The organism is Thermogemmatispora aurantia (assembly GCF_008974285.1).
GTDB lineage: Bacteria > Chloroflexota > Ktedonobacteria > Ktedonobacterales > Ktedonobacteraceae > Thermogemmatispora > Thermogemmatispora aurantia.
In genome coordinates, this window is the sequence record NZ_BKZV01000003.1 from 119,335 (window position 1) to 143,109 (window position 23,775).

Here is a 23,775-nt window from a genome sequence, read left to right on the forward strand (position 1 = left end):
CCAGAAGCCAGGGAGACCGACTTGCCTTCCGTGAGATTTGGTGTACAATTTGAGGACATGTGAGTAATGTGGAGTGATGTAGAGTGATGTGAGGTGATGTGAGGGCTGCTGGCATGCGCTAGGGAAGCTTGGCCAGCCAGCTCGTCGCTAGAGTGTGGCCAGTCAGGCTGTAGCCGGGCGAGACCACTGGCAGAAGGAAGGAGCGCGCTCAGAAGCAGCAACCTCTGTGCGGACCGGCGCTTGTGCCACTGCTGCTGCCAGTGCGCGCGAGGCGCGAAACGCGGCGGAGGTGTCCCTCCCAGCCCAGCCGTTCCGGACGGGGAGGGTGCCGTTGGGCGGAGAGGGTAGCGAGTGGCTATCGATGGAGAAGCTTGCCAGTCTCTCCTGGCCAACCGGCTACTCGTCAATCGGGTGAAGCAAGCGGAGGTCGGCGCCGCTCGGCTGTAGAGAAAAGGGTGGACGAGTAAAGGCGTGGCGTGGGCCTGTCTGGGGTGGTCTGGGCGGGAGTAGGCGGAAGCAGAAGAGCGAGTGGTGGTCTGTACCGCCTGGTTGGCGAGCTTGTGACGTGAAGAGGTCGGTGGCTGGTTTTCAGGAGCATGGCATGATCACGAAGGAGGCCAAGTCATGAGCATCGACCTGGCAAAGATGAAGGCATTGCTGGAGGCAAAACGTGACGAGCTGCGGGCGGACATCGCGCAGTTGACTGCTCCTCCGGCCTCAGTGGAGCCGTTGCCCCAGGATAATGAGGACTCGGCAACCGAGATTCAAACCTATCAGCAGGAGCAGTCGATTCTCGAAAATGAGCAGGCCCTGCTAGCGGAGGTCGAGGCGGCGCTGGCCCGCATTGAGGAAGGGACCTACGGGCTGTGTGTAAGTTGCGGACGCCCCATTCCTGAGAAACGTCTGGAGGCCATTCCGTGGGCAGCGCGGGATGTACAGTGCGAATCTCAGCGCCAGGCTGGCCGCGAGAGCTTTGCCGGCTAAGCCCGGCGCGGATTAGCAGCGCAGCAACGCTCCATCCTCTCAGACCGGCAGTCCGGCGGGGATGGCTGGGCAGCCGGGGGATGTCATGACCGGAGGGAGCGGCCCAGGCAGGATGGCTGTAGCCTGCTCGCGGGCCGCTCCTTTTCAAGGGAAAGAAAATCGGTTACAATACAATAGCCCTCGTGAACGCGCATACAAAGAAAAGAAAGGTCGGCGAGAGAGGCGCCGGTCCGATCAGCAGAGGCGGAGGAGGGCAGGGTCTCCTGAACGTCGGAAGACCGACGAACCAGTTGGAACGAGCGAGAGAGAAAGGAAGAACGAGGAGCAGTGAGCGCGCGTCGCGCACGTCTGTATGATCTGCTAGCCCTGCTAGTAATGGTCCTCGTTGTCGCTCTTGACCAGTGGACCAAGGCGCTAGTGGTTCGCTATCTGAGTCCTCCCGACAGTGGGCGCGTGGTCCCGCTGCTGGGTGAATATCTGTCCCTCTATTATACCCGCAATAGTGGAGCGGCCTTCGGCCTCTTTGCCAACAGTGTAGTGCTGGCGGGACTGATTGCCGTGGCAGTAGCGGTTGTCATCACGCTCTATCTACGCGGCTTGAATTCAGGACCACTGAGCTACAAGCTGGTCTTCGGCCTGATCATTGGCGGGGCAGTCGGCAACCTCATCGATCGTGTGCGGCATGGCGGCTACGTGGTTGACTTTATCCTCTTCCGCATTCCCCAGATTGGTTTTCGGTTCGCCGTCTTTAATCTGGCTGATTCGGCCATCACGGTGGGGGTGATCCTGCTTCTCCTGCTGATGGTCACAGGCGCTCTACCGCGGACCTCTGGCTCAGCTGAACAGTCCCCCAGGCGGGGGACGACGGCGGAGATCGAGCGGGCGCCAACGGAGCAGACGGCGACCTCGCCAACGCTACGCCCGGGACAGCCCCCGGCTAATTCTCATCGCTAGAACCATGTCCCTAGACGCTTAACGGGGAGGGAGCATAAGGAAGGAGCATGTCAGCCCCCGAATCCACATTTTATTGCCCTCAGTCAGGACAAGAAGCCGTGTCAGCAGAATCTCGCAATGAAGTGCGCAGATACGAGGTTGGCCCTGCAGAGGCTGGCCAGCGCCTGGATCGTTTTGTACAGCAGCTGCTAGCGCCGCTCTCACGAGCAGCGGTGCAGCGTCTGATCGAAGAGGGAGCAGTGCTCGTCAATGGAGAGCGCGAGAAGGCGGGCTATGCGCTGCGGGCCGGTGATGTGGTCGAGGTCCTCTGGCAGCTGCCCCAGCGCGTGACGGAGGTGGCGCCGCGTGCCCTGCCCCTGGAGATTGTCTACGAAGACGATGATCTGCTGGTGGTCAACAAGGCTGCCGGGATGGTGGTGCATCCTGCCCCTGGCCACGAGGAGGATACGTTGGTCAATGCCTTGCTGGCCTATCGTCCCCAGCTGCGCGAGGTCGGCAGTGGGGAACGCCCTGGCCTGGTACATCGCCTGGATAAGGATACTTCGGGGTTACTTCTGGTGGCCAAGCATCAGCAGGCCCTGACGGCCCTGGCCGATATGATGCAACGACGCCAGATCCACAAGCGCTATCTCGCTCTGGTAGTGGGCCAGGTGCCGCTTGACCAGGGGACGATCGAGGCCCCCATTGGGCGCGACCCACGCAACCGCCAGCTGATGACCGTGACCGCCCACCATAGCCGTGAGGCGCGGACTCATTTCCGGGTCGTGCGTCGTTTCGCCCGGCATACGCTCCTGTCGGTCGAGCCGGAGACGGGCCGTACTCATCAGATTCGCGTGCACCTGAAGGCCATCGGCTACCCCGTGGCAGGCGACCCGGTCTACGGGCCCAGTAATCACCGCCTGCCTGGCCTGACACGCCAGTTTCTGCACGCCGCCCAGCTTGTCCTGCCCCATCCAGTCACGGGGACAACGCTCAAGCTAGAGGCCCCACTTCCCGCTGATCTGCAGGCCGTTCTGGAGCGAGAGGAGTTGCTCTAATCGCAGTTCATTCCGCTTGCCAAGCGGCCTCACCCTCTTCATTTCACCTCCGGGAAAGTTGCTTATAGGCCCCTGGCAAAAACCAGGGGGGGATGCTACACTATCCTCAGCAAAGGGAGCCTGCCCCCCTCGCAGGTGAGGGAAGCAACGGCAGGCCAGGTCAGGCCAGTGAAGTGAGTCCAGCGCTGCTCGTAGAGCGAGCGGCTATCTCATTCTTCACTTTGCCTATGCGTAACGTGTTCGCTTCCAACGGCAGCACCTCGGCGGCAGCTCCTCGTCTGGAGCCGCGAGCCGCGAGCACATGCCTTGCTCTGCACACCAGCTCGATGAGACGCACACAGCGCTAGCTCGTATTCTTGTTCCTCCGGTTCATCGCTTGTAGGAAGCTCTTCTCCTCCCTCTTGACTAGAACATATGTTCTATGTTACCCTGGCAGGAGAAGGAGAGAGGAGACGACAGGCGGAAGCCAACACGAGTGCTCCGACCGCTGTCGCTATTTCTGAAGCACTGCAAAGGACAGTGCGAGCTTGGCTGAGAGACTGACGCTTGACGAGACGAAAGGAGAACCAGGCCATGCCTGTACTTGAAGCGACCGACAGGCTCACTCCGAAGAGTGCCCTGCGTCATCGTCCTCTGCAATCGGAGAGCGGGTCGGAGCGAGCAGCGGGATCGGTGGAGTCAGTAGAGCCGGTGGCGCAGCGGGCCTCGCGTCCACGCCCGACGCTGGCCGACGTGGCTTCCGAAGAGATCGCGGAGTGGAGACGGGTCGAGATAAAGGGAGAAGGCCAGACTGGGCTGAAGCGCCCGCTGAGGGGGGCGGGCCGGACCACAAGCAGATCACGTGCCACCCTGACAGCGGATCGCCCCACGACGGGCACTCCTGGAGGGCAGCGGGGCCAGACCGCAGGCGCTGCGCCAGCGCGAGAGGGAAAGACGGCAGGTGGGCGACCGCCACAGACGCGCCGCTGGTTCCAGGCTCATCCGTTGCTGTATCTTGGGTTGGGCATGCTCTGCATGCTCCTCCTCTGGTGCCTGTTGCTGCCGCTGATCTCGTGGGGACAGACGACCCTGGATGATCTACGCTACGGGCGCCCGCGAACCTTTCAGATCGATGCCTTTGTGGGCCACAATGAAGCGGCGGGTATCCCAAGCCACTTCATTGCGCTCAATTTGAACGGCCACATCGAGATCATTGAGCTGCCAGGAGGCGATCCGGCCCATGCCCGCATCTATAGCGGTCCCCAGCTCTATGACCCAGACGCCAGTCTGGTGCCGGTGACCCTGAGCTTCGCCGATGTCAACGGAGATCACAAGCCGGATATGCTGGTGCACTTTCAGGGGACGCGTCTGGTCTTCATCAACGATGGCAGCGCCTTCCGTCCGCTGCGCCCTGATGAGCGACCCGCTGTGCTCCAATACCTGGAACGCCATCCGAATCTCTAGCCAGGGACGAGCGCCGGCGAACGAAAGAGCGGCTCCCTCCTGGAGTTTGGAGGAGCCGCGTAAGGAATGAGAAGGAAGGGACTACTGTCGCGAGCTGCTGGTGGTGGAGAGCAAGGAGCAGCTCGCGGCAGCCAGTCCCTTCGTCCCTGGGTACGGGCCTGGACGCTGCCTTCGACTTGGCTCTACTCAGCCAGAGGTGCCGCGCTGGCGCAGTGCCAGGCCGGCGCATCATCCTGTCAGCTCAGTTGCAGGCCCTCCCTTTCGGTATGTGCGCTGGTACACTGACCCTGACTAACCGTGGGGCACAGGCTCGTCGGCCCAGGGTCAGTCAATCCAGTCGGCTGCAGCGGAACCGGACTCGCCGACTCGTGAATACACTCCTGACAGCCTCGCGTAGGGGTGGATTAGCTGTCTGGCCAATCAGGCTGATAGCGAGACCCAGAGAGCCAGCGTTTCTCCTGGCGATATTGCAGGGGAGACAAGCTCAGGAGAACCGCGGGAGGGGAGGGAGAGCGCACTAGTGGTGCCGCCGCTCTCCCTGCCGCTCGCTCTCCCCATGCGCTCGTCCTTGCTGCCCCCTGGCCGCCTGGGCCAGGACAGCCCCCACGGAGAAGCCGACTCGTTTGCGCGCGGGAATAGTAATCTGCTGCCCCCCACGGATGGATTTGACTTTGCGCGGAGCAACGGTGCGCAGGCTCCAGGTGCCGAAGCCCATCAGACGGACCTCGTGCCCACGAGCCAGTTCCTCGCGCACGACTTCGGTGAAGGCATCGATCACTTTGCCCGTCTCCTTGAGGCTGAGGCCGGCCCTGGCCGCCGTCTGGTGAATCAGCTCGTCCTTGCCAATGACACTATGGTGCTTTTCAGACGAGACAGTGGTCATATCGGTTATTCCCTCCTTGTGCTAACGAAATGGCGCTGCTGAAGGCCATTGCGCCGCTGGGCGCCCCTTCACAACGCTTCTTGACGCAACACACGTTCCCGGTTTCGGTGAGCGTCTTGGGTCTCTCAGCGACTCACCATGCTGCCGCATTATGTATGGGAATGGTGTTACCATCCATTTCCACTATACAGAGCCTCACCAAATACCGCAGGAGAAAGCTCCTAGCATTCCCCTTGACATGCTAGACAGGGATGGTTAAACTTGTCTACAAGATGTCTAGACAGAATAGAGCCTATTTGCAAATCTGTGCTGCCCTTGAGGAAGAGATCCGCAGCGGACGCCTGCCAACGGGCCAGCGGCTACCGGGTGAGTACGAGCTAGCGCGGCGCTTTGGCGTCAGTCGCATGACCGTGCGGCAAGCGCTGGCGGAGTTAGCGCGCAAACAGCTTATTCAGACGCGGGCTGGCTCAGGCAGCTATATCACCTTTGATCATCGGCCTCTGGACTGGAGTCAGGGCTGGTCGCGAGCACTGATGCGTCAGGGGGCGCAGGTGACGACGCGCGTGCTCTACTTTGGGGCGGTGGTCGAACCCGAGCTGCGGGAGCGCCTGCAGGTAGAGGCGGAGCGTTTCATTGCCCTGGACCGCCTGCGCCTGCTAGAAGGGTGTGAGCCCATCTCGCTAGAGCGCAGCCGTATTCCGCTGACGGCGCAGACGAGTGCCCTCTTGGATATCGATTTCGCCCATGAGTCGCTGATGGAGGCGCTGACGGGGCGTCTAGGGCTAGTACCTGCGACTGGAGAAGAGTGGGTAGAGGTAACGCGCCTGCGCACGGAGGAGGCCCATCTTCTAGGGAAGGCGATTGGGGAGGCGTTCTTGCTGAGCCGGCGAGTAACACGTGATCACGAGGGGCTGGTGATCGAGCATGTTATCAGTTTGCTGGACCCGTCGCATTTCCGCCTCTATATGACCTTTGATCTGAACCAGAACGAGCGACCGCGGAGGTAGCAGCCATGCATGAAGCGCGCCAAGCAGCGCTACGCGACCAGCAAGAGATGATGCGCCGGGCGCAAGGGACCTTGCTGGGGCTGGCAATTGGTGATGCCCTGGGTATGCCAACGCAGATGCTGCCACGCCCGATGGTGGCCCAGCTTTTTCCGGTCCTGGAGGGGTTTGAGGCTGGCCCGCTGCAGAATGCCATCAGCGCTGGACAGCCGGCTGGTCGAGTGACCGATGATACGCAGCAAGCTCTGCTGGTGGCACGCCTGTTGGTGGAGGGCCAGGGCCATGTAGAGGGCGCGCGGTTCGTAGAGGAACTGCTCCGCTGGGCCGAGCAGGCGGAGGCCGATGGAAGTGAACAGCTTGGGCCATCGTCGCGGCGGGCCTTGGAGGCGGTACAGCGAGGAGCAGCTCCCGAGGAGGCCGGGCGGCGGGGCGATACCAATGGGGCGGCCATGCGCATTGCCCCTGTAGGGATCGCGGTGCCGCTAGAACCGGTTGAGCGCTTTCTGAAACGAGTTGAGGAGGCCTGTCGCCCAACTCACTTTACGGGTCTGGCGATCGCCGGGGCGGCGGCGGTGGCGGCGGTCATCAGCGCTGGTCTGGAGGGAGCAAGCTTTGTGGAGGCGGTCAACGAGGCGCGGCGTCTGGCACGTCTGGGGCAGGAACGGGGGGCCTATGTGGCGGGGGCCTCGGTGGCGGAGCGACTGGTCTGGGCTGTGGACCTGGTGAGCCAGTTGGATGAGGAGAGCGCGCAGGATGCGATTGTGGATCTGATCGGAACGGGAGTTGCGACGCAGGAGGCGGTGCCGGCGGCCTTTGCCATTGCCCAGCGCTGGCAGGCTGATCCCTGGCGAGCCTGCCTGATAGCGGCCCGCCTCGGCGGGGACAGCGATACGATCGCGGCTCTGGTGGGGGCTATGCTCGGCGCCTGCTCTGGTCTAGAGGTTTTCCCTGTCGAGGCACGCACCACGGTGGTGCAGGTCAATGCTTTGGACATCGACGGGTTGCTCAGCGAGCTATTGGCTTTGCGGACCCGCTTGCAACAAGAGGAGGTACGCCTGTGAGCGTGCAACAACAGCTACAGCCGGAAGCTGATCGTCCCTGGGCTATCGAGCTGCATGGCATCGAGCCAATTGGGGATGGTGAGCGTCACGGTGCGCCCACTGAACTGTTTTGGGTCTGGTTTGCCGCCAACATTGGGATCTTAGGCATTGTTTACGGCGGTATTTTGACTGCTGCTGGTTTGAATCTCTGGCAGAGTCTGCTGGTCGCCGTGGTTGGCTCTGCCGGATCGTTCGTGCTCGTCGGTGTACTGAGTGTGGCTGGCAAGTGGGGGGGCGCGCCAATGTTGACGCTATCACGTGCCCCCTTCGGGACGCGCGGCAATTTGGGTCCGACGCTCATCAGCTGGGTCAGTCTGGTTGGATGGGAGACGATTACGGTGATTACGGCTGCCTATGCCCTGCTCGGATTGCTGGGTTTGCTGGGACTGCCGGCGACCCCTGTCTGGACACTGGTCAGCCTGGTGGGGGTAGCACTGCTGGTGGTGCTTTTTGGCCTGCTCGGTCATGCGACGCTGGTCTGGATTCAACAGGCGGCAACCTGGATCTTTGGTCTGCTGACACTGGTGGTAGTGCTGTTCTTGCTGACAAAAACGGACTGGGCAAAGGTGCTGGCGGCTCCGCCAGGCCCCTGGGATAGCGGAGTGCTGGCGACGTTGAGCATTGTGATTGCAGGGACAGGGATTGGCTGGGCCAATGCCGGAGCTGACTATACTCGCTATCTGCCGCGTGCGAGCAGCGGTCGGGCTATTGTCGGTTGGACGGTGCTGGGGGCCACGCTCCCGCTGGTGGTGCTGATCATGACAGGGGTTTTTCTGTCGAGCCGCTTGCCCAACCTGACAAGCGCGACCAACCCGATTACGGCAATTGGCCAGGAGCTGCCGCCCTGGATGGCTGCCCCTTATCTGCTGACGGCGGTAGGTGGCTTGATTGCTTCCGCTGATCTGTCGATCTATTCCTCGGGGCTGAATCTGCTGGCGCTCGGCGTGCGGCTGGAGCGCTACAAGACGGTGCTTATTGATGGAGTGCTGATGGTGGCCGGGGCTGCCTATGTAATGCTGGTGGCACAGGATTTCTTCGGACCGTTTGAGAGCTTTTTGCAACTGCTCTCGGATGGCCTGACTGCCTGGGCGGCGGTCTTTGTCGTGGATATGCTCCTGCGTCGCGGCTATGATGCGCGCGGTCTGATAGAGACGGGGCCGGGAAGCCGCTATTATTATCGAGCTGGAGTGAACTGGCGGGCGCTCATAGCCTGGCTGCTTGGCATTGTTATGGGCCTGCTCTTTACGGTCTCACCCTGGTTCACAGGTCCCCTGGCGCGAGGCATCTTCGCCTCTAGCAGCCTTGGTTATCTGTTGGGGTTCGTGGTGAGCGCGCTCGTGTACTGGCTGCTGATCTTGGCTGGTGGAAGGAGGGAAGTGCTGGAAGCCGCCGGCGGGCTGGCCTCGGGGGTGCCGGGGGGAGAGGGATCGGCATGAGCCAGCTGCGATTGCGTCCCCGACGTCTGGTGCTGGTGGGGAGTGTGCTGGTGGATCTGCTGCTCTATGTGGAGCGCCTGCCCGAGCGCGGTGGTGATCTACTGGCAGAGCGTGCGCTGCAGGCGGTAGGAGGAGGCTTTAATGTCCTGATGGGAGCGCTGCGGCTGGGATTGCCAGCGGCCTATGCAGGGCGTATCGGGGATGGGCCGATGGGGTATCGGGTGCGCGCTGAGTTAGCGGCGGCGGGCATTCCGGTGCTGCTACCGCCGGTCGTAGGGAGGGACACGGGCTTTGATATCGGCCTGGTTGAGCCAGATGGCGAACGGACCTTTGTCACTGCCCCGGGTGTGGAGGCGGAGCTGAGCCTCCCTGAGCTGGAGGGGCTGGCCTTGCAAGAGGGAGATGCGGTCTACGTCTCGGGTTACGATCTCTGTTATCCTCTCTCGGGTGCGGCTCTGGAGGCCTGGCTGCCGGGTTTAGCTCCAGGCTGCCTGCTCGTGCTGGACCCGGGGCCGCTGGTGGCAACCATTCCGACGCAGCGACTGGAGCAGGTCTTGCGCCGCGTGGACGTGTTGAGCTTGAACGCGCGCGAGCTGCAGCTGCTGAGTGGCGAGGAGGAGCCGGCCCGTGGAGCTGCACGCCTGTGTTCGCAACTCGCTCCCCAGGGGGTTGTTGTTGCGAGGGTGGGGGCTGAGGGTTGCTGGCTGGTGAGCGCTGGGGGAGTACCGTTGCGAGTTGCGCCCAGGCCGGCGCGAGTGGTGGTAGATACGACAGGGGCGGGCGACGCTCATGTGGCGGCCTTTCTGGCGGCGCTGGCGGGGGGACGGAACCTTGAGGAGGCAGCCTATGAGGCCAATGTGGCTGCCTCGCTGGCGGTGGAGCGCGCCGGGCCGGCCACAACTCCAACGCGGGCCGAGCTGGAGATGGCCCTGGCGGAGGGCAGAAAGGGAGGGGGAGAGTGGGAATAAATTCCCTCTTGCGTGGGTTATCTCTGGGTGGAAACGGGAGAAAGGTAGCCGGTGAGGTGGGCGGCGCTCCCGTGGGAGAGGAAGCGCGCTGGTTCAGGCCGCGCGCTGAGGGGAGCGGCCTCGCCGGCGCTCAGGACAGTTGGTTACACGCCGTTCAGACTGTGATCATTTCTGCAGAAGGGGGTGAGCGCCATGATGGTCATGACGCGCTTCGATCCGCTGCGCGAGATGATCAGCCTGCGCGAAGCGATGAACCGGCTGTTTGAGCAGAGCTTTGTCCGTCCGCTGTGGCGTCTGGATGGTGAGGCACGTCCGCAGCTGCCGCTGGATGTTTACGAGGAGGAGCAGGGATATATCGTCCGGGCGCTGGTTCCTGGGGTCAAGCCCGAGGATATCGGGCTGGAGGTGCAGGACCAGAGCCTGGTGATCCGCGTCAACTATCCGACGGCGGTGGAGGAAGGCCGACAGGTCAATTGGCTGCTGCATGAGATTGGCAGCGGCGCCTGCGAACGGGTGGTGACCTTCGAGCGTCCGATCGACGCTGAGAAGGTCGAGGCACACTACGAGCACGGTGTGCTGACCATCACGGTGCCCGTGGCTGAGGGAAGCCGGCCCAGGCGGATTAGCATCACCGCTGCCGAGGCTGAGCGGCAGCCGGTGACGGCCTGAGATCGGCCTCCTGCTCCTTCGCCCGGAGGCCCCAGTGCTGATCGCAGCCCGCTCTGGGTGAGCCGGCTGCGGTCTTCCTCGCTGTGCCTCCGGCAGGCACCCTGAAGTGCTCCAGGGTCCGCCACCCTCTTCCTCCCTCTTCGGACGCCCTCGCTTCCTGTGTCGCTGCCGGTACAGCTCGGTACTAGCTCACTCCAGGCGCTGCAGAATGAGCGAGAGCAGCCTCGTCGGGTTCCCTTCAAAAAGGACCGGCGAGGCTGTTTTTTTGCGCAATCGGGGGTACCAGGCGGGCAGCTCATCGGCCAGACCGCCGCTGCCGACAAGGACGCCGATAGGTTTGCCTTCGTAAATCAGGTTGGTGAATTCATTGAGGGTGCCCCAGCCGCCGCTGATGATGATGCCGGCGTCGCTGTTGACCGTCGAGATGACGTTACGGTATTTCAGACGAGCGCCCCAGTCCTGTTCTGCTGTAGCCGGGGTCAGGCCGAAAAGATCGTGGTAGCCGGGGGGTACATAGATCAAGCGGCGGTAGATGCCGATGTCGTCCTGGGGGTAGGCGCGGCGATGCTCATCAAGGTTGAGGGCCGGGGTGAAGCCCCAGACCTCGGCCCCGTGCTCGAAAGCGGTTTTGGCCACGGCGTAGGGCATACCGCTGCAGGCACCGGTGATGACGATGCAGCCATGTGCAGCCAGGGCCTGGCCCAGCTCGCGGGCCAGGCTGAGGGCGCGCTCGCTCTCGACGATGTTGGAGCCATAGACACCGATCTTGAAGGCCATGCTTTTCTCCTCCTCTGCTTTGCTGCGAATTGGGCCGCGCTCCCGACCGGGATAGGTGGGGGCAGTGCTTTGCCTGGTCGTTGCTATTGTAGCCTTCTTGCTCTTGCTCTGGTCAAGTCAAGGAAGAAGGCCCTCGTTGGCAATCTCGGAGGCCACGTAGTAGCGCAGTACCATTGCTGGCGAGTTCCAGCCGCCGGCTTGCTGGAGCTGGGCCAGGTTGCGCTGGTGGCTGGCGTGGTAGGTCGCCCAGTAATGGCGACAATCGTGGGGGGAGAGGTGATCGATGCCGAGCTGATCGCCGAGGTCTTTGAGCAGGTACTCAACGAGGCGCGTGCTGATGTGTCGGCCTTTGTAGCCTGGGAAGAGGTAGCGCTCGCCGGCGACGTCGGGTAAGTAGGCGCGTAGGGCCTGCAGACAGTCGGCAGACAGTCGATGCGTCTGCTCCCGGTCGACCTTTTCACGGTAGAAGCGCAGGAGACCGCGGCTGAGCTGGACGTCCTTGACCTGGAGCGCGACCAGCTCGCCGACGCGCAGTCCGAGATCGAGCAACAGGCAGAGGATGACGCGGGCACGCCGTCCCTGGGGTGTGTTGGGATCATGGCAGCGCTTGAGCCAGGCAACCTGCTCCTCGGTCAGGGGGTTCGGTTCGGCTTTTTTGGCGCCGCGCCGCGTGATGGGACGCTGGCGGTCAATGTGGCGCCCTTCCTTATGGCGATAGCCCTGGACACGGCTGATGCGATAGAGTTCTTCCTGACTGAGCACGCCGGCATCAGCAGCCAAACGGCAGTAGCGCTTGAGGGTGGAGAGACGCACGTTCATGGTGTCGATGGCGTAGCCCTGGCGCTCCATCCAGCTGAGAAAAAGCTGGATCAGGCCGGCAGTAACAAAGCGCCAGGTCGAGGCCTCCAGAAAGAGGGCCTGGGTGAGAGTGGCGATGTCTGCTTGCAGGGCGACCCCCGTGGTACGGACACCAGCTTCGAGACAGAAGGTGGCAAAGGCTTTGAGATCCCAGAGCTGGCGAATGCGTGTGTTATGGGCCTGCCGCCGATGGTAGCGAGCAAAGATCTCGTGCTGAGCGTACAGGTCAGCGATGTCCGCGATGCTCCGCAGGAGGTCCAGGTCCTCGCCCGCCATGGTGTCCAGGCCCTTCCTCTCGTCTTCAGGAACACCGGGCTGTTCCTCTCGCTCGCGTACGATCCCTGTCAGCCTGGGCTGCGCCGGGGGGAGCAGGGCCGTACGCTGCTGCCTCGGAAGGCGGGAGGGTGGTTTCTTTTCGCTCATATTGTTTCTCTATTCCACTAAAATATATATTTGCTTTTATATGAAGTATAAAGGTGGAAGAGAAGGTTGTCAAGGGGGGAGAGAGGAGCCAGCGGTCTGTCGAATCTGTCGTATCTTATAGTCTTGGTTCCTCACGCTGGCTGCCCCCTGGCCAGGTTTCTCCCTCCTCTCCCTCGCCAGCACCACCGGCAGCCGCCGCGACTCCGGTGGGGGGCCAGGCCCGGCGCTGGGCCAGATCCAGGGTGGTGAGCCAAGCAGCCCGGTTCGCGTACTCGTGCCCAGGAACAGCTGATCTGCTGAGGAGCACGGCCAGGCTCACCACGATCAGGCCACGATCACACAGGGAAACCCTGCTTCCGTTCCGTGTTAGAGCAACTAGCGTCAGGGATTGTGCGCTCTGGGGCCGGGACAAATTTCGTATTTGCCCGACTAATACGAAATTATAGGAGGCCGCAAAAGAGCTGCCACTTCCGATTGCGGTCCTCCTGTGCCCTTTGTTCTGCCACCCCACACCCCAGCAAGCCCCGGCAGCCCGCTAGACCGCACTATCCGCGCGCAGCCTCCTGTTACAGAATCGGCCAAAGATCACCCAGGATCTGCCTACATCCTCTGCTTGTGGAAACGCTATACTCTCTTGCAGAAAGCCACGGTTCCTGCCCTGACTCACACAGTACAGCAGACCTGGCGCTGCTCTTCTCAGTGAGGAAAACACAATATAGAGATTAGAGGTGAATCGTGCAATATGTCAGATTAGGCAAAACCGGTCTGGAAGTCTCCCGTATCTGTCTTGGCTGCATGAGCTTTGGTGACCCCAGTCGCTGGATGCATCCCTGGGTTCTGGACGAAGAGCAGAGTCGGCAGATCATCAGGAAGGCCCTGGATCTGGGCATCAACTTCTTTGACACCGCCAATGTCTACTCACTGGGAGCCAGCGAAGAGATCCTCGGGCGCGCTCTGAAAGACTTCGTCAAGCGCGATGAGGTTGTCATCGCCACCAAGGTCTTCTTCCGCATGCGCGAAGGACCGAACGGGGCTGGTCTCTCGCGCAAAGCCATTCTCAGCGAGGTTGATCACAGCCTCCGGCGCCTTGGGACCGACTACATCGACCTCTATCAGATCCATCGCTGGGACTACCAGACGCCGATTGAGGAAACAATGGAGGCTCTCAACGATCTGGTCCGGGCCGGCAAAGTTCGCTACCTTGGCGCCTCTGCCATGTACGCCTGGCAGTTCCAGAAAGCGCTCTTCGTTGCTGAGCGGCATGGCTGGACACGCTTTGTCTCCATGCAGAATCACCTCAACCTCATCTATCGCGAAGAAGAGCGCGAGATGCTCCCGCTCTGTCGCGCCGAGGGCATTGGTGTCATTCCCTACAGCCCGCTGGCATCCGGCAGATTGGCGCGTGAGGCCTCGCAGCCGCCGACCAGGCGCGCCGAAACCGACCAGGTGGCCCGGCGCAAATACGACGCCACTGCTGCCGCCGATCAGGGAATCATCGATCGCGTCGGCGAGCTCGCTGGCAAATACGGCGTGTCCCGGGCGCAGATCGCCCTGGCCTGGCTGCTGCAGAAGGAGCCAGTGACTGCCCCCATTGTCGGCGTCACCCGGATCAGCCAGCTGGAAGAAGCCATTGGGGCCCTTGACGTCCATCTGAGCGCTGAAGACATTGCCTATCTCGAAGAGCCATACGTCCCTCACCCAGTCGTCGGCCCCGAGTAAGCCACCAACACAGCTGTGGCCTGTCCGGCCCCCAAGACGATGAGACCGTATGAGAGCCATAGCCAGGGCACCGGAGGAGGCTGCCGCACCGTTTGCCTAACCGGTGGCGGCCTCCTCCCACAGCTCCGCCAGCCAGCGCCGCGCACGCCGCAGCCAACCCGGCCAGGCGCTGGCCCAGGCCAGGCACTCCAACAGCTCCTCGACCTGCTCCTGGCTTTCACTTGTGTTCAGCGCTGCCTCCTCGGCAAAGAAGAGATCCTCCAGCGGGCCGTTGATCGTCAGAATGGGCACCGTCAGCGTCAGGGCCTCCGCCAGGCAGGCCGCTTCCTGCCCCTGGGGAGGCGCGATCGCTCCATAGCCCCGCAAGAATGCCCGTGCTCGCTCCGGCTCCAGTCCTCGCGCCACCAGCGGGGGTGTCTGACCCGTCTCTGGCTGCCAGTCCAACGCACTGAAAGCAAAGAGCGCTGCCGCCACCTCCAGAACGCGCTTCTCCCAGCGCGACGCATAAAAGCCCGAGACTGCACATACTCCCTCAGCATTGAAGCGCAGATGCAGCGCCTGATAATCTCCATGAACGTGCAGCTCGGGCAATCCACGGGCCGCCCCCAGAGTCATCATAGCTGCTGGCAGCGCTGCCTCCCACTGCTCGACCCAGGTTTGTAGGGCACTGGCAATCGCTCCCACCTCGCAGCGCTCGGCACGCTCACGGGCTAGATTGAGCCAGCCCTGGACCAGCCCGCCCGCCTGCAGCTCCGAGGGCCAGCGGTGCTGCGGACCAGGGAAACGAAAAGACGCCTCATGCAGCTGGCCCAGCATTCTCCCTGCGGCCTCAACCCAACGCAGCCCGCGAGTCCCGGCGCTCGCGAAGTCCTCACCACCCAGCCACTGCTGCAGCTCGAAGCACTCCTCCCCCAGTGGCAGACAATAGGACCCCGCCGGCGTCTGGCGTAGCGCCGGCACCGGCAAACCGGCCAGGCGCAAGAAACGCTGAAAACGATAGCAATGTTCATGATCCTCGCCGGCTGGTCCCTCCGGACGCGGGCGCAGCAGATAGCGCTCGCCCTCAACCTCCAGCAGCAGGCCCAATGGCTCAGGGCTGTAGGGGGACATCAACAGCTCCAGGGGCCGCCAGGACGAAGAAAGGCCGAAGCCCTCCATGATTCTTTGGAGATCAGGCCCGCTGATCCCCGGCCATCCCCCGCCCTTACCCCCCACAGAGTCAGAGGAGAAAAACCCCTCCATCAGCACGCCTCACAGTCCAGCAAGCAGAGACAGAGCCCCATTACACTTCTGCAGGCAGATCGGGGCGCACGCCCCATTCATTCCAAGAACCATCATAATTTGTCAGATGAGGATAGCCCAGCAGAGCCAGGCTGAAGAGGACGACCGTCGCCGCCACTCCACCATTACAGTAGGCGATCACTCGCTCCTCCGGGCGCAGCCCGGCGCGTGCAAAGACCGCTGCCAGCTCCTCATTGCTGCGAAACTGGCCCGTCTGTGGATCAACCAGCTCCTCACGCGGGATATTGATGGCCCCCGGAATATGGCCAGGACGGCCAGGACGGCGCACTACCCGCCCGCTATACTGTCCGACATCGCGCGCATCGATCACCTGAATACCCGCCTGTCCCAGTGCAGCCAGTACCTCCTCTGCCGTGGCCCGCAGTTCTGGCTGCACATGCGGAGTAAAGACCGCTGGTGGATACTGTGGCACTTCCGTCGTCACCGGTCGTCTTTCACGCAACCAGCGCGAGAAGCCTCCGTTCAAGACGCGTACCTCTTGATGACCATAGTAGGTCAGCGCCCACCACAGGCGTGTCGCAAACTGCGAGGCCGGGTGCGCGTCATAGGCCACCACCACATGCTCATCGCCAATGCCTAATCGTCCCAGGACCTCGGCAAAGCGTTCCGGCGGAGCTATCTGCGCCTTTACCTCGCTGTCGGGATCAACAATATCGCTCGTCCAGTCAAGGTAGACCGCGCCAGGAATGTGGCTCTGCTCATACTCAGCACGCGCACCTTCATACAGCGCCTCCTGCTCACCTGCTCCACGCTCCACCGTCCGCACATACCCACGCATATCCACAATGCGCAGCTGTGGATCATGCAGGTGCTCCTCCAGCCAGGCCGGCTCGACCAGCAAGCGGTCACGCTGCCCACTCGTCATTGCCGCAAAGCCTCCTTTCTCCCATTACCAGGAGAACAACCGCTCCGCCTCCGGGTTCTCCGTGCTCACAAAGTGCGCCGGTGTCCCCAGCACCTCGAAGCGCCGCACCCCGGTGATACGCATTGATGGCGAAGGCGTCTGTGTCGTCAGGTAGCGCTGAACCGTCAACCCGAGAGGCCGCGCCAGTACCAGGGCCGCCGTGGTCGCCAGCACCACATTATTGAAGGTATTGAAGGGGCGCCGCATGCGTGCCACCGTCATCGCCGACAGGCCGCTCAGCAAGCCTGCCACGGCCAAATTCGTGCCACAGCGCTCGTGGATCGCCAGCTCCGGCTGCGTCGTACGCAGCAAGTGCAGCGCCTCTTCAGCCGCCGGCAGCACCTCCTCGGTTGGTACATTGCCAAAAACCACAAAGCCCAGCGCCGAAGAAACCCCCGAGAAACGCACCTCCGGGAACTTGCGGCTCAGCAGCACAATTGTTGCATGCTCCAGTGCATGATTTTGGCGTACAGCGCTGCCCAGCAGCAGCTGCTGCAGTGCCGCATTGAGCGGATTCAACGAAACCATCGCTCGTTACCCTTTCCGGGCAAGGAACAGACTAGCCTGAACAGTGACGTAATCAGCTAGCCAGACAGTTCTGTCAGCCTTGCCTGCTAGGAACAACAGCTACTCTTGTCCTACTATTTATAAACTATATGAAAGATCAAGCGTTCATCGCCGAACTGGATCAGATCGCCATCGCGCAGCACCGTCTGCTGAATGCGCTCGCCGTTCACCAGGGTACCGTTGGCGCTCTGCAGATCCTCCAGGTACCAGAGGCCATTATCGAACCAGAGTCGAGCGTGGCGGCGCGAGACCGTGCGACCGGCAATAATAAAATCGTTGCCGTTGGTGCGCCCAATCGTCGTCACGTCCTGGTGGAAGCGGAAAGAGCGACCGGCGAGCGGCCCACTCTGCAGCGTCAAGCTGGCCAGCACCACCCGTCCCTGAGCATCAACGTAGTGATCCTTTGCGGCCTTGCGATCGGCCAGCTCATAGCCGCAGGTCGTGCAGAACAGGCGCGTGCTTGGGTTAGGTGTACCGCAGCGGAAGCACGAGAGCGTCACCGTCGGGAAAGGGGTGCTCGAAGGGGGACGGGATAGGAACGCTTCTCCCGGACCCTGACCAGGAGTTGACCCGCTGGTAACGCCAGGGGCTGCGGGCAGTCCATAGGAAGGAGCGGACTGCGCTCTGCCTCCAGGAGAAGCCGGCCATGCCCCTGGCTGCGCCGAGAGCAGCGTAGCCGCAGACCCGCTGCTCTCGGAGAGGGAAGGAGGCATGGCCGACAACCGCCATGCGCGCGGCATGGGTAGACGGGCAGCATTCAGCGCAGCCACCAGGGCCTCCGCCATCTCCTCAATGGACTGGTAGCGATCGGCGGGCGCCTTGGCAGTCATCTTCACAACGACCTGCTCGACCACTGCCGGCACCCCTGCCTGGCGCAGCGGATCGACTGGCAGGGGCTCCTGCAAGTGCTTCAGCGTCACACTGACCGGATTCTCCGCCGTGAAAGGCACCCGTCCTGTCAGGCATTCGAAAAAGACGATCCCCAGGGAGTAGATATCGCTGCGCTGATCGACGGCCTGGCCTGTACTCTGCTCTGGCGACATATACTGTGGCGTCCCGATGCCCACCCCAGCGCGCGTCAGGTGCGTCGTCCCCTCCAGGATTTTGGCAATTCCAAAATCAGAGAGCAGTAGATGCCCATCGCGGCGCAAGAGCATATTGCTCGGCTTCACGTCACGGTGTACAATATTGTGGCTATGAGCACAACGCAATCCCTCCGCTGCCTGCAGCAGAAAGTCGACAGCCTCCACCAGCGAGAGCGAGCGGCCCTTCAGGCGGTCCCGTAAAGTTCCGCCGTCGACATACTCCATGACAATGTAGGTAATCTTATCCTGCTCGCCAAAGTCGTGGATCTGCACAATATGGGGATTCACCAGCTTAGCGACCGAGCGTGCCTCCTGCTCAAAGCGCTTGACAAAGACTGGATCATGAGCGTAGCGTGCCGGAAGCACCTTGACGGCCACATAGCGATCGAGCGAGGGTTGATAGGCTTTGAAGACCGCGGCCATTCCGCCCGCCCCAAGCGGCTCTACAATACGGAATTGACCCAGGGACCGCCCAACGAGGGCCTGGAGATCATCGGCGCGCCCCTTCTGCCGAGCATAGGGATTCTCTGGTGGTTGCATAGCCGGCTCATTTCCTCGATTCCTGCCATCGGTCGAACGACTCCAGAGCGCTCCCTCCCCCTTTTCCCCTCCCCAGCCAGCCAGGCCTGCCCGCTCCTGCCTCGCTTACGCTGACAGAACGCTCGCGAAGCACGGTTCCTCTCCCTCCCCCTGGCAAGGAGGGCGGGCCGGGCGCGGACAGCACAGCTTTGATTATCTCCTAACAGGCCGTCCCTGTCAATCGAAGCAAACACCCTGTCTACGATCCTGAGCTATCTGCAGCCTTCCTCTGTCGGCGACCGTTGACCCGCCATCTACCTCGCCTGTCACGACAGACCGCCTGCCGACTAGCCTTCCAACAACAGCCGCTCTGGATCTTCCAGCAGCTCCTTAACACGGACCAGGAACTGCACCGCCTCGCGGCCATCGACCACGCGATGGTCATAGGAGAGCGCCACATACATCATGGGGCGCACCACCACCTGTCCGTCCACCACAACAGCACGCTCCTGGACCTTGTGCATTCCCAGGATGCCTACCTGGGGGCCGTTGAGAATCGGCGTCGAAAGCAGCGAGCCGAAGACCCCACCATTGGTAATAGTAAAGGTCCCTCCCTGCAGGTCTGTCAGCGTTAGCTCATTATTCCGGGCCCGCCGCGCCAGCTCCGCGATCTCCCGCTCGATTTCCGCAAAGCTCTTGCGGTCGGCATCGCGCACTACGGGCACGACCAGCCCTTCATCTGTGCTGACGGCGATGCCAATGTCGTAGTAGTGCTTGACCAGGAGCTCGCGCCCCTGTAGCTCCGCATTCAGATAAGGGAAAGCCTTGAGTGCTCCCACAACTGCCTTCGTGAAGAAGGACATAAAGCCCAGCGAGATGCCATAGCGCTGCTTGAACTCCTCGCGGTGGCGCGCCCGCACCGCCAGAATAGCGCTCATGTCGACCTCATTAAAGGTGGTCAACATCGCAGCCGTGTGCTGGGCCTCGACCAGGCGCTGGGCAATGGTCAGGCGCCGGCGCGAGAGCCGGATGCGCTCCTCTCGCCGCGGCTCCGAGATCAGCAGCGGTGGCGGCTCCAAGGCTGGCCCTGCCGCTGCTGTGCGCTCGCCTGCTGCGGGTACCGCTGGGGTCGCCGTCGCCGTTGTTCCATCCCCTCGACTCGGAGCAGTAGCCGCGGATTGCGCTGACTGCGGTTGCCCCTGGGGCTGGCCCTGGCCTTGCTGGAGCGCCTGCTGCTGCTCCAGATACTGCAGGACATCGTCCTTAGTCACTCGCCCGTGTGGGCTGCTGCTCCTGACCTGCGAGAGATCAATGTTGTACTCAGCGGCAATGCGACGCGCCAGTGGCGAAGGAGGCCGCTGCCCATCGGCAAGACGCGAACTCGACGCTGCGCTCCCCGGCTGGATTGCTGGCTGCTCCTGCCGGGCCTGAGCCGGTACCTCACGCGAGGTCGGCGCCTCGCCAGCCGCGGACGCTGCGCTCATCCCCTCTCCCACAGCTGCCTCGGCGAGACGAGCCAAAACCTCCCCAACGGCTACATCCTCCCCCTCGCGCTTCAGAATCTCTGCCAGTACACCGTCATGCTCCGCGGTCACCTCAACGCTTACCTTGTCGGTCTCCAGCTCCGCCAGCACTTCGCCCTGACGGACCTGCTCCCCCTCGTGTTTGTACCAGCGCGCCACCGTGGCCTCGACCACCGATTCGCCCAGGGTCGGAACACGAATATCTATCGCCATCTTCTCGTTCTGCCTTTCCTTCCTGCTGCAGTGCTGACTGTTGCTTCTGATGAGTGCCGAACCTTTCTCAGAGGCCGAAGGATGCCAAAGGCGAGCCAGCGCGCTCGAAGAGGGCCAGCGCGCTGGCTTCTCCTGGCCTATTATAGCATCGCCATGCATGGCCTGCCCGTTCGCTCTGGCCCTGGCCTGGCTTGCTCCGCCGCTGCCAGTGCCAACGCTAGCGCCGACGCTTGCCTGCCGGCGTCTCAGCAGCGCGCTTTTCGACCAGCAGGCCACCCTCGCCGAGCAAAGCCCCCTCGATCAATGCACGCTGTTCGGCCTCGTAGCGGTCCATGAAGCCGGTCGCCGGGCTGGCGCTCTCAGGGCGTGCCAACACCCGCAACACTGCCTGTGGTGTGGAAAGCGAGGCGAGCAATCTCTGCAGGCGAGGCGCCATATAACTCCAGGCTCCCATATTGAGCGGCTCCTCCTGGACCCAGACCAGCTCTTGCATGGAAGGATAGCAACTCAACACCTGCAGCAGCTCCTCCTCTGGCAGCGGATAGAGCTGTTCCACACGCACTACCGCTACCTCGCTGGCCCGAGAGCGCTGCTCGCTTGCCAGCAGATCGATGGCCATCTTCCCGCTGCACAGTAACACCCGACGAATGGTCTGCGCCCGTTGCTGCGCCTCAGCGTCGTCGAGCACCGGCTGGAAGCGCCCGCTCGTTAGCTCCTCCAGTCTCGCCGCGGCCAACGGATGGCGCAGCAGACTCTTGGGGGTGAGCACCACAAGTGGCAATGGATGACGCTGGAGACTATGCGCCTGCTGGCGCAGCAGGTGGTAGTATTGGGCCGCTGTTGAGCAATTGGTCACTCGCCAATTATGGCCCGCCGACAGCTGCAGGAAGCGCTCCAGACGTGCGCTCGAATGGTCTGGCCCCTGGCCCTCATAACCGTGCGGCAGCAGCAGCACCACCGACGAGTTCTGACGCCACTTGGCCCGCCCCGCAGCAATGAACTGGTCGATAATGACCTGGGCCACATTAGCGAAGTCGCCGTACTGGGCCTCCCACAGCACCAGCGCCTCCGGCGCATGCACGCTATAGCCATACTCGAAGCCCAGTACCGCTGTCTCAGTGAGCGGGCTATTGTAGATGGCGAAGCTGGCCTGGGCCTGTGAGAGATGCTGCAGCGGCACATAGCGCTCACCTGTATGGCTATCGTGCAGCACAGCATGGCGCTGACTGAAGGTGCCTCGCTCGGAATCCTGCCCGCTGAGGCGGATAGGGATTCCATCGGCCAGGATCGAAGCGAAGGCCAGGGCCTCGGCATGACCCCAATCGATGCTCCCTTGCTCCAGCGCATCGGCGCGGCGCTGGAGCACGCGCGCCAGACGCTGATGCACGGTGAAGCCCTGGGGCCAGCGCAGCAGCTCACGGTTGAACTGGCGCAGCTGCTCCGCGGAAACAGGCGGGGCAGGTTCTAGCTCCACAGCCAGACCGTTCTGTCCATTCCCCCCCAGTTGCTCGAAGCGCTGCGGGTCCTCGTCTACCTCCTGCTTCGCCCGGCGCAGCGTTGCAAAAGCCTCCTCTACCATCTGCTCGCATTCCTGAGACGTTACCAGTCCTTGCTCCTGCAGGTGTCGGGCATACAGCTCGCGCACTGTCGGATGGGCACGGATCAGCTCATAGAGCTGCGGCTGGGTAAAGGCCGGCTCATCGCCCTCGTTATGGCCCCAGCGCCGGTAACCGACCAACTCGATCAGAATATCTTTGTGGAACTCATCGCGATAGGCATGGGCCAGGCGGATGGCGGTCAAGGCCGCCTCGGGGTCATCGGCATTGACATGAATAATGGGGATGCTAAAGCCCTTGGCCAGATCGCTGGCGAAGAGCGTCGATCGGCTCTCCTGGGGTTCCGTCGTAAAGCCTAGTTGATTATTGAGAATGATATGGATCGTACCCCCGACCGAGTAGCCCTGCAGATGCCAGAGATTCAGCGTCTCGGCGACCACGCCCTCGCCCGGGAAAGCGGCGTCGCCGTGGATCAGGATCGGCAGGGTTTCATCCAGCTCCTGACGCGGCGCCCCGGCTCGATCGCGGCGTTCCTGAGCCGCGCGCGTCATGCCCTCCACCACTGGATTCACAAACTCCAGATGGCTGGGATTGGGGGCCAGGATGACCTTAAGAGCCAGCGAGCGCTCACCGCCCAACAGATGCTCTGCGCCAAGGTGATATTTCACATCGCCGCTCCAGCCGAAGCCGAAGGTATCGGTCAACGGCACCCCCTCCTCATGGCGCGTGTGGGCGAACTCCGCCAGAATAGCCTGATAGGACTTCCCCAGGACGTGGGCAAGCACGTTCAGACGCCCACGGTGGGCCATGCCGATGATGACCTCCCGCGTCTCTGACTCCAGCGCGCAGCGGATCAGCTCATCCAGCATCGGCACCAGGACATCGCAGCCCTCGATCGAGAAGCGCTTCTGGCCTGGATAGGTCTGGTGCAGGAAGCGCTCGAAGACCTCAACCTGGGTCAGGCGCTGCAGCAACTGGCGACTGCTCTGGGGGCTGAGGCGGCGCTGGAAGAGCTGCAGCCCCACGGCGTCACGCAGCCAGAGACGCTCCTGGGGACTCTTGACCTGGTCGAACTCGTAGCTGATGGTCCCTGAGTACATGGCGCGCAGGCGCTGCATAGCCTCTAGGGCATTGCGCGCTCCCTCGGCGGCATGTCCGCCAACGACACTGGCCGGCAGTTGGACCAGATCCTCTTCGGTGAGGCCGTGGCTTTCGGGCAATAAGGCCGGATCGCCCTGTGGCGGGCGCCCAAGGGGATCAAGCTGGGCCGCCAGGTGACCACGCTCGCGGATGGCATGGGCCAAAGCCACCGCCGCCACTACTTTCTCTACAGCAAACGGCGCCCCCTCTGCCCTCCCCGGAGCCAGGGCCTCCCCTTCCGCTAGGACCACCGGCCTCCAGCGAGCAAAGATGGCGCGCGTCTTCTCATCTACTGCTGAGGGATCAGTTCGATAACGTTCATACAGATCGAGCACATAGCCTGCATTTGGACCATAAAATGTCTGTAAATTATCCATCGGTTTCCTTTATGCGGCTTGACACAGAGTGATGAATATGGCATACTCAACGCGGTAGCCTCTATCCACCGAGAGCGAACACAAGCACAGTCCAGACAGATGCGAAGAGGGAGCCAGTAGGCCGCTTCCCTGGTGACAGAGAGTCCGGGCAAGGTGAGAGCCGGATGCTAAGGAGCAGGCCGAAGATCACTCCTGAGCAGCTAGCAGAACGCGCAAGCGAGTAGAGCTAGCCGGCGCCTCTCCGTTACCAGAGAGGGCCGCCTGTCTCAACCTCTCGATGATCCCGCCTCCGTGCCGAAGCGCGGCAACGGTCTTCAGTCGAGTCGGGCATTGC

The 23,775-nt window shown here is 62.5% G+C and carries 19 protein-coding genes; 10 read left to right on the forward strand and 9 right to left on the reverse strand.

The window, feature by feature from the left end; translation table 11 throughout:
* Nucleotides 1-624: 624 nt before the first annotated feature.
* The 4 genes from KTAU_RS10215 (at nt 625) to KTAU_RS10230 (ending at nt 4,418) form a co-directional block, all read left to right on the forward strand.
* Nucleotides 625-984, forward strand: a complete 360-nt coding sequence (locus KTAU_RS10215) for a TraR/DksA family transcriptional regulator (RefSeq protein ID WP_151728300.1) — start codon at nt 625-627, stop codon at nt 982-984.
* Between the two features lie 327 nt (nt 985-1,311).
* A complete protein-coding gene (gene lspA, locus KTAU_RS10220; protein WP_151728301.1) occupies nt 1,312-1,938 on the forward strand; it encodes a signal peptidase II in 627 nt (208 codons plus the stop codon).
* Nucleotides 1,939-1,985: 47 nt separating this feature from the next.
* Nucleotides 1,986-2,975, forward strand: a complete 990-nt coding sequence (locus KTAU_RS10225) for an RluA family pseudouridine synthase (RefSeq protein ID WP_151728302.1) — start codon at nt 1,986-1,988, stop codon at nt 2,973-2,975.
* A gap of 573 nt (nt 2,976-3,548) precedes the next feature.
* Complete coding sequence (locus KTAU_RS10230; protein WP_151728303.1) at nt 3,549-4,418, forward strand: hypothetical protein; 870 nt, start codon at nt 3,549-3,551, stop codon at nt 4,416-4,418.
* Nucleotides 4,419-4,935: 517 nt separating this feature from the next.
* Here the strand turns inward: KTAU_RS10230 and KTAU_RS10235 are convergent.
* Complete coding sequence (locus KTAU_RS10235) at nt 4,936-5,301, reverse strand: HU family DNA-binding protein (protein WP_052889087.1); 366 nt, start codon at nt 5,299-5,301, stop codon at nt 4,936-4,938.
* Between the two features lie 272 nt (nt 5,302-5,573).
* Between KTAU_RS10235 and KTAU_RS10240 the strand changes: the two genes are divergently transcribed.
* The 5 genes from KTAU_RS10240 to KTAU_RS10260 all read left to right on the forward strand — a co-directional run bounded on the left by KTAU_RS10240 (nt 5,574) and on the right by KTAU_RS10260 (nt 10,478).
* Entirely contained in the window at nt 5,574-6,308 is a 735-nt protein-coding gene (locus tag KTAU_RS10240; RefSeq protein WP_170293203.1) for a GntR family transcriptional regulator, read from the forward strand.
* Nucleotides 6,309-6,313: 5 nt separating this feature from the next.
* Nucleotides 6,314-7,366, forward strand: a complete 1,053-nt coding sequence (locus KTAU_RS10245) for an ADP-ribosylglycohydrolase family protein (protein WP_228026394.1) — start codon at nt 6,314-6,316, stop codon at nt 7,364-7,366.
* The gene (locus KTAU_RS10250; protein WP_228026395.1) at nt 7,363-8,841 is read left to right on the forward strand and encodes a purine-cytosine permease family protein; all 1,479 of its coding nucleotides are present in this window, start codon (nt 7,363-7,365) and stop codon (nt 8,839-8,841) included. Before KTAU_RS10245 ends, KTAU_RS10250 begins: the two co-directional genes overlap by 4 nt.
* Entirely contained in the window at nt 8,838-9,809 is a 972-nt protein-coding gene (locus KTAU_RS10255) for a PfkB family carbohydrate kinase (protein ID WP_151728305.1), read from the forward strand. The genes KTAU_RS10250 and KTAU_RS10255 overlap by 4 nt, the downstream gene beginning before the upstream one ends.
* 192 nt (nt 9,810-10,001) lie before the next feature.
* Nucleotides 10,002-10,478, forward strand: coding sequence for an Hsp20/alpha crystallin family protein (locus KTAU_RS10260; RefSeq protein WP_151728306.1), 477 nt, complete (start codon nt 10,002-10,004; stop codon nt 10,476-10,478).
* Between the two features lie 189 nt (nt 10,479-10,667).
* Here the strand turns inward: KTAU_RS10260 and KTAU_RS10265 are convergent, their stop codons facing one another.
* Both KTAU_RS10265 and KTAU_RS10270 read right to left on the reverse strand, forming a co-directional pair.
* On the reverse strand, nt 10,668-11,255 hold the full coding sequence (locus KTAU_RS10265) for an SLOG cluster 4 domain-containing protein (protein WP_151728307.1): 588 nt from the start codon (nt 11,253-11,255) through the stop codon (nt 10,668-10,670).
* A gap of 117 nt (nt 11,256-11,372) precedes the next feature.
* Nucleotides 11,373-12,536, reverse strand: coding sequence for a tyrosine-type recombinase/integrase (locus tag KTAU_RS10270; RefSeq protein ID WP_151728308.1), 1,164 nt, complete (start codon nt 12,534-12,536; stop codon nt 11,373-11,375).
* Between the two features lie 735 nt (nt 12,537-13,271).
* Between KTAU_RS10270 and KTAU_RS10275 the strand changes: the two genes are divergently transcribed.
* Complete coding sequence (locus KTAU_RS10275) at nt 13,272-14,255, forward strand: aldo/keto reductase (RefSeq protein ID WP_151728309.1); 984 nt, start codon at nt 13,272-13,274, stop codon at nt 14,253-14,255.
* A gap of 96 nt (nt 14,256-14,351) precedes the next feature.
* Here the strand turns inward: KTAU_RS10275 and KTAU_RS10280 are convergent, their stop codons facing one another.
* From KTAU_RS10280 to KTAU_RS10305, 6 genes are all read right to left on the reverse strand, one after another.
* Nucleotides 14,352-15,365 (reverse strand): phosphotransferase, encoded by a 1,014-nt coding sequence (locus tag KTAU_RS10280; RefSeq protein ID WP_228026396.1) that lies wholly within the window; start codon nt 15,363-15,365, stop codon nt 14,352-14,354.
* A 172-nt stretch (nt 15,366-15,537) separates the two neighbouring features.
* Entirely contained in the window at nt 15,538-16,422 is an 885-nt protein-coding gene (locus tag KTAU_RS10285; protein WP_151728311.1) for a sulfurtransferase, read from the reverse strand.
* A gap of 24 nt (nt 16,423-16,446) precedes the next feature.
* Nucleotides 16,447-16,989: a DUF6391 domain-containing protein gene (locus KTAU_RS10290; RefSeq protein ID WP_151728312.1), complete on the reverse strand. Its 543-nt coding sequence runs from the start codon at nt 16,987-16,989 to the stop codon at nt 16,447-16,449.
* 113 nt (nt 16,990-17,102) lie between these two features.
* Nucleotides 17,103-18,653 (reverse strand): FHA domain-containing serine/threonine-protein kinase, encoded by a 1,551-nt coding sequence (locus KTAU_RS10295; RefSeq protein ID WP_151728313.1) that lies wholly within the window; start codon nt 18,651-18,653, stop codon nt 17,103-17,105.
* A gap of 326 nt (nt 18,654-18,979) precedes the next feature.
* Nucleotides 18,980-20,368 carry a 2-oxoglutarate dehydrogenase complex dihydrolipoyllysine-residue succinyltransferase gene (odhB, locus tag KTAU_RS10300; protein WP_151728314.1) on the reverse strand — a complete coding sequence of 463 codons (1,389 nt, stop codon included), beginning with the start codon at nt 20,366-20,368 and terminating at the stop codon, nt 18,980-18,982.
* A 217-nt stretch (nt 20,369-20,585) separates the two neighbouring features.
* The gene (locus tag KTAU_RS10305; RefSeq protein ID WP_151728315.1) at nt 20,586-23,441 is read right to left on the reverse strand and encodes a 2-oxoglutarate dehydrogenase E1 component; all 2,856 of its coding nucleotides are present in this window, start codon (nt 23,439-23,441) and stop codon (nt 20,586-20,588) included.
* Nucleotides 23,442-23,775 lie beyond the last annotated feature (334 nt).

What these genes read in the sequence shown, in the direction of transcription:
- KTAU_RS10215 (WP_151728300.1), top strand. Translation starts at nt 625, where the DNA reads ATGAGCATCGACCTGGCAAAGATGAAGGCATTGCTGGAGGCAAAACGT.
- KTAU_RS10225 (WP_151728302.1), top strand. Translation starts at nt 1,986, where the DNA reads ATGTCAGCCCCCGAATCCACATTTTATTGCCCTCAGTCAGGACAAGAA.
- KTAU_RS10230 (WP_151728303.1), top strand. Translation starts at nt 3,549, where the DNA reads ATGCCTGTACTTGAAGCGACCGACAGGCTCACTCCGAAGAGTGCCCTG.
- KTAU_RS10235 (WP_052889087.1), bottom strand. Translation starts at nt 5,301, where the DNA reads ATGACCACTGTCTCGTCTGAAAAGCACCATAGTGTCATTGGCAAGGAC.
- KTAU_RS10240 (WP_170293203.1), top strand. Translation starts at nt 5,574, where the DNA reads ATGTCTAGACAGAATAGAGCCTATTTGCAAATCTGTGCTGCCCTTGAG.
- KTAU_RS10245 (WP_228026394.1), top strand. Translation starts at nt 6,314, where the DNA reads ATGCATGAAGCGCGCCAAGCAGCGCTACGCGACCAGCAAGAGATGATG.
- KTAU_RS10255 (WP_151728305.1), top strand. Translation starts at nt 8,838, where the DNA reads ATGAGCCAGCTGCGATTGCGTCCCCGACGTCTGGTGCTGGTGGGGAGT.
- KTAU_RS10260 (WP_151728306.1), top strand. Translation starts at nt 10,002, where the DNA reads ATGATGGTCATGACGCGCTTCGATCCGCTGCGCGAGATGATCAGCCTG.
- KTAU_RS10265 (WP_151728307.1), bottom strand. Translation starts at nt 11,255, where the DNA reads ATGGCCTTCAAGATCGGTGTCTATGGCTCCAACATCGTCGAGAGCGAG.
- KTAU_RS10270 (WP_151728308.1), bottom strand. Translation starts at nt 12,536, where the DNA reads ATGAGCGAAAAGAAACCACCCTCCCGCCTTCCGAGGCAGCAGCGTACG.
- KTAU_RS10280 (WP_228026396.1), bottom strand. Translation starts at nt 15,365, where the DNA reads ATGTCCCCCTACAGCCCTGAGCCATTGGGCCTGCTGCTGGAGGTTGAG.
- KTAU_RS10285 (WP_151728311.1), bottom strand. Translation starts at nt 16,422, where the DNA reads ATGACGAGTGGGCAGCGTGACCGCTTGCTGGTCGAGCCGGCCTGGCTG.
- KTAU_RS10290 (WP_151728312.1), bottom strand. Translation starts at nt 16,989, where the DNA reads ATGGTTTCGTTGAATCCGCTCAATGCGGCACTGCAGCAGCTGCTGCTG.
- KTAU_RS10295 (WP_151728313.1), bottom strand. Translation starts at nt 18,653, where the DNA reads ATGCAACCACCAGAGAATCCCTATGCTCGGCAGAAGGGGCGCGCCGAT.
- odhB (WP_151728314.1), bottom strand. Translation starts at nt 20,368, where the DNA reads ATGGCGATAGATATTCGTGTTCCGACCCTGGGCGAATCGGTGGTCGAG.
- KTAU_RS10305 (WP_151728315.1), bottom strand. Translation starts at nt 23,441, where the DNA reads ATGGATAATTTACAGACATTTTATGGTCCAAATGCAGGCTATGTGCTC.